This window comes from Nocardioides sp., assembly GCF_050699375.1.
Lineage (GTDB): Bacteria > Actinomycetota > Actinomycetes > Propionibacteriales > Nocardioidaceae > Nocardioides.
The window spans coordinates 1-3,919 of record NZ_JBOHDN010000017.1 but is presented as its reverse complement, the minus strand read 5'-3'; the positions used below and the strand labels follow the sequence as shown (position 1 = coordinate 3,919).

At 70.0% G+C, this 3,919-nt stretch carries 4 protein-coding genes; 2 read left to right on the top strand and 2 right to left on the bottom strand.

The genetic code is table 11. The features are described 5' to 3' along the window. Positions 1-27: 27 nt before the first annotated feature. Together nadA and ACRDPS_RS00695 are read right to left on the bottom strand one after the other, a co-directional pair. Positions 28-1,227: a quinolinate synthase NadA gene (gene nadA / locus ACRDPS_RS00700; protein WP_431499694.1), complete on the bottom strand. Its 1,200-nt coding sequence runs from the start codon at positions 1,225-1,227 to the stop codon at positions 28-30. A gap of 19 nt (positions 1,228-1,246) precedes the next feature. Further along, positions 1,247-2,293: a DUF695 domain-containing protein gene (locus ACRDPS_RS00695; RefSeq protein WP_431499693.1), complete on the bottom strand. Its 1,047-nt coding sequence runs from the start codon at positions 2,291-2,293 to the stop codon at positions 1,247-1,249. 94 nt (positions 2,294-2,387) lie between these two features. Here ACRDPS_RS00695 and ACRDPS_RS00690 point away from each other — a divergent pair, with 94 nt between their 5' ends. Together ACRDPS_RS00690 and erpA are read left to right on the top strand one after the other, a co-directional pair. Then, complete coding sequence (locus ACRDPS_RS00690) at positions 2,388-3,473, top strand: glycerate kinase family protein (protein WP_431499692.1); 1,086 nt, start codon at positions 2,388-2,390, stop codon at positions 3,471-3,473. 65 nt (positions 3,474-3,538) lie between these two features. After that, positions 3,539-3,892, top strand: a complete 354-nt coding sequence (erpA, locus tag ACRDPS_RS00685; RefSeq protein WP_431499691.1) for an iron-sulfur cluster insertion protein ErpA — start codon at positions 3,539-3,541, stop codon at positions 3,890-3,892. The last annotated feature ends 27 nt before the right edge of the window (positions 3,893-3,919 follow it).

Genomic DNA, 3,919 nt, shown 5'->3' with positions numbered 1-3,919 from the left:
CCTGCGAAAGTGACTTCTCGGCGGGGGTCAGTCTTTCTCAGCCAGAGTCGTTGAGCTCAGCCCGGGGAGATCGAGCATGCGCTGGAGGGCGAGCTTGGCGTAGTGCTCGGTGTCGGGGTCGACCTCGATGCGGTTGATGACCTGGCCCTCGGCGAGGGACTCGAGGGCCCAGACGAGGTGGGGCAGGTCGATGCGGTTCATCGTCGAGCAGTAGCAGACGGTTCGGTCGAGGAAGACGATCCGCTTGTCGGGGTGAGCCGCGGCCAGGCGCTTGACCAGGTTGAGCTCGGTGCCGATCGCCCAGGCCGACCCGGGAGGGGCCGCCTCGATGGTCGAGATGATGAACTCGGTCGAGCCGACGAGGTCGGCCTTGAGCACCACCTCGTGCTGGCACTCGGGGTGGACGAGGATCTGTACGCCCGGGATCTCGGCGCGCAGGTCGTCGACGACGTCGGGGGAGAAGCGGCCGTGGACCGAGCAGTGGCCCTTCCACAGGATCACCTTCGCCGCCCGCAGCTCCTCGGCGCTGAGCCCGCCGCCGGGCTTGTGCGGGTCCCAGACCACGCAGTCGCCCAGGGCGATGCCGAGCTTGAGCACGGCGGTGTTGCGGCCGAGGTGCTGGTCGGGGAAGAAGAGGACCTTCGCACCGCCATCTGCCTCAGCCTTCTGCGAGAACGCCCACTCCAGCACCGCCTGGGCGTTGGAGGAGGTGCACACGACGCCGTCGTGGCGCCCGCAGAACGCCTTGATGTCAGCCGAGGAGTTCATGTAGGTCACCGGCACGACCTGATCGGCCACACCGGCTTCCGAGAGCGCCTCCCAGGCCTTCTCGACCTGCCCCAGACGGGCCATGTCGGCCATCGAGCACCCGGCCGCCAGGTCGGGGAGGATGACCGCCTGCGACGGCGAGGTGAGGATGTCGGCCGACTCGGCCATGAAGTGCACGCCGCAGAAGACGATGTACTCCGCATCCGGCCGCCCGGCCGCGTCGCGCGCGAGCTTGAACGAGTCGCCGGTCACGTCAGCGAACTGGATGACCTCGTCGCGCTGATAGTGGTGTCCGAGAACGAACACGCGTTCGCCGAGCTTCTCCTTGGCGGCGAGGGCGCGCTTCACCAGGTCAGGGTCGGATGCGGCCGGGAGGTCACCGGGACACTCGACGCCACGCTCGGAGTTCAGGTCGGTGCCGCGCCCCAGGGGGAGCAGCGGGAGGTCGACAGTCGTCATGATGACGATAATACATGCATCAGGCACGCAGGGGCCGGACAGCGTCCCACGCGGGATCGGTGTCGACCCGGGTGACGACGTCACCGTGGGACCAGCCGCCGACCGTCTCCTCCAGCCGCTGGGGAGCCGAGGTGGTGGGATCGACGTAGGCATGAAGCAGACGTACGCCGTTGGTCGTCTCGTGGGCCACGACCCGGCCGTCCGGGCCCAGCGTCGAGGTGAGCCGGTCCTCGAGCAGAGCCAGCTCGCACAGCGCGGCGGCCGACGGGAGGCCCCGCTCGGCGAAGCCGACATAGGGGACCATCACGCCCACATGATGGGTCAGGTTCGGCGCGATGACCGGATGCAGCGGCACCACCGCGCTCGCGATCACCGGCCCCTGAGGGCTCTCTCCGTGGAGCAGCACCCAGGCCGGGTTGCCGTCGGCGTCGACGTACTCCTTGCGGAGGTTGCCCACGGCGGAGCGCAGGGCCTCGAGGCCGAAGGCGTCACGAGGGAGGTCGGTCGTCGCCTCGACCTCGCCGATCCAGAGCTCCGTGCTGGACTCGCCCAGCGTGGTGTCGAGGGCGTGGAAGGCGACCTGCAGGCGGGCGTCCTCGGCGAGGTCGGGGAAGGCCGGGTGGAAGACGGTGACATCGAAGCGAGCACCGCTCTGCCGGGCGGCGACCCGCACGTCCGCGAGCGGGATGGCGGCGCCGGAAGGAGTGCTGAGCACGGCCTCGACCGGGTCATCGACCGGTGGGCGCTGGTCGCTGAACTCCCACGGCGAGACGCCGTCGGGCTCTGGTGCGGCGAGCAGCCACCGGCGCGCCAGCGCACGATGGTCCGGGTTCCCGCCGGCCGAGACGACCAGGAGCCGCCCGCCCAGCGGGCCGGGGCCCACCTCCCAGCTCAGGCCGGCCTCGATCGCGTCGATCCGCTTGGCCAGCAAGGTGACGAGCGCGCCCTGGTCGTCGGCCTCGAGGGCCGCGCCGCAGGCCAGCGCTCCCTTCTGGGTCCACCAGGTCCAGAATGCGGTGATCCGCCTGTTGTCTGACTCGCTCGCCCGCCGCCCGAAGATCCGCACGAAACGACCTTAACGCGACGCATCCGGAATGGTCGTGAGCGGAACCTCCGCCCAGAACGCCCGAGCGTCCTCCCCACGCGGGTAGGTTTCGGCCATGCGAGTGCTGATCGCCCCCGACAAGTACGCAGGTACGCTCACCGCCTCCCAGGCGGCGGCCGCGATCGCGGAGGGCTGGCGGCGTACGGCACCGGCCGCCGAGATCTCGCTGGCGCCGATGGCGGACGGGGGACCGGGATTCCTCGAGCTGCTCCACGAGGTCCTCGGTGGCGACCTGCGCGAGCTCGAGGTCAGGGGCCCGCACGGTGAGCCCGTCGCCGCGCAGGTTCTGGTCGAGGGAGAGACCGCCTATGTCGAGTCGGCCCAGGCTGCCGGCCTGCACCTGACCGGTGGGAAGGGAGCGGAGCGGGCGAGCTCGTACGGCGTGGGCCAGCTGCTCCTCGCGGCCATCGAGACCGGGGCGAGGACCGTCGTGGTCGGTCTCGGTGGATCGGGCACCAGCGACGGGGGAGCGGGGGTGCTCGCCGCGCTGGGGGCCACCGCCGACCGGCCGCTCGATGCCGGTGTCGCCGGCCTCGAGGGCATCACCCAGGTCACCCTCCCGGCATCGCCGAGTGCCGAGATCGTCATCGCCAGCGACGTCGACAACCCCCTCACCGGACTCTTCGGGGCCGTGAAGGTCTTCGGTGCGCAGAAGGGTCTCGCCGAGGAGACCATGCCCCGCTGGGACGGCGCGCTCCAGGACCTCGCGGCCGCCACGTCGCGTACGACAGGTACGGAGAAGGGTGCCGGAGCGGCCGGGGGTATCGGGTTCGCGCTGCTGCTCCTGGGCGCCACGCGGCGCCCTGGGTTCGACGTCGTCGCCGACGTCCTCGGCCTGCCCGAGCTGGCCTCCCGGGCCGATCTGCTGATCACCGGCGAAGGGTCCTTCGACCCGCAGAGCTCCGCCGGAAAGGTGCCGGCCGGGGTGGCGAGACTGGCGGCGGAGGCCCTGCGCCCCTGCATCGTGCTGGCGGGGAGAGTCAGCATGAGTGGGCGCGAGATGCGCACGCTCGGGATCGACGCGGCGTACTCCCTCATCGACAGCGTCGGTGAGGAGCGGGCGTTCAACCAGGCGTACGACTCCTTGGTCGAGGTTGCCGCCAGGGTTGCCAGGACCTGGTCCACCGACCACCGGGAATAACCGATGATGTGCGACGATTGAGCCTTAAGACACAACCAGCACCCACGCACAGGGAGCCCAGCTACATGACCGAGCAGACGACCGAACGCCGCGCCGACTCCATCAACTTGAGCGACGTCGCCAGCGGGAAGGTGAAGAGCCTCCTTGAGCAGGAGGGTCGCGACGACCTGAGCCTGCGCATCTCCGTGCAGCCCGGTGGCTGCTCCGGCCTGCGCTACCAGCTCTTCTTCGACGAGCGCACCCTCGACGGTGATGTCGTGACCGACTTCGACGGCGTGTCCGTGGTCGTCGACCGGATGAGCGTTCCCTACCTCAACGGCGCCATGATCGACTTCGTGGACTCCATCGAGAAGCAGGGGTTCACCATCGACAACCCCAACGCCACCGGTTCATGCGCCTGCGGCGACTCCTTCCACTGATCTGAGGCGCCTGGCACGCACGCTGGC

What these genes read in the sequence shown, in the direction of transcription:
- ACRDPS_RS00690 (WP_431499692.1), top strand. Translation starts at nt 2,388, where the DNA reads ATGCGAGTGCTGATCGCCCCCGACAAGTACGCAGGTACGCTCACCGCC.
- erpA (WP_431499691.1), top strand. Translation starts at nt 3,539, where the DNA reads ATGACCGAGCAGACGACCGAACGCCGCGCCGACTCCATCAACTTGAGC.
- nadA (WP_431499694.1), bottom strand. Translation starts at nt 1,227, where the DNA reads ATGACGACTGTCGACCTCCCGCTGCTCCCCCTGGGGCGCGGCACCGAC.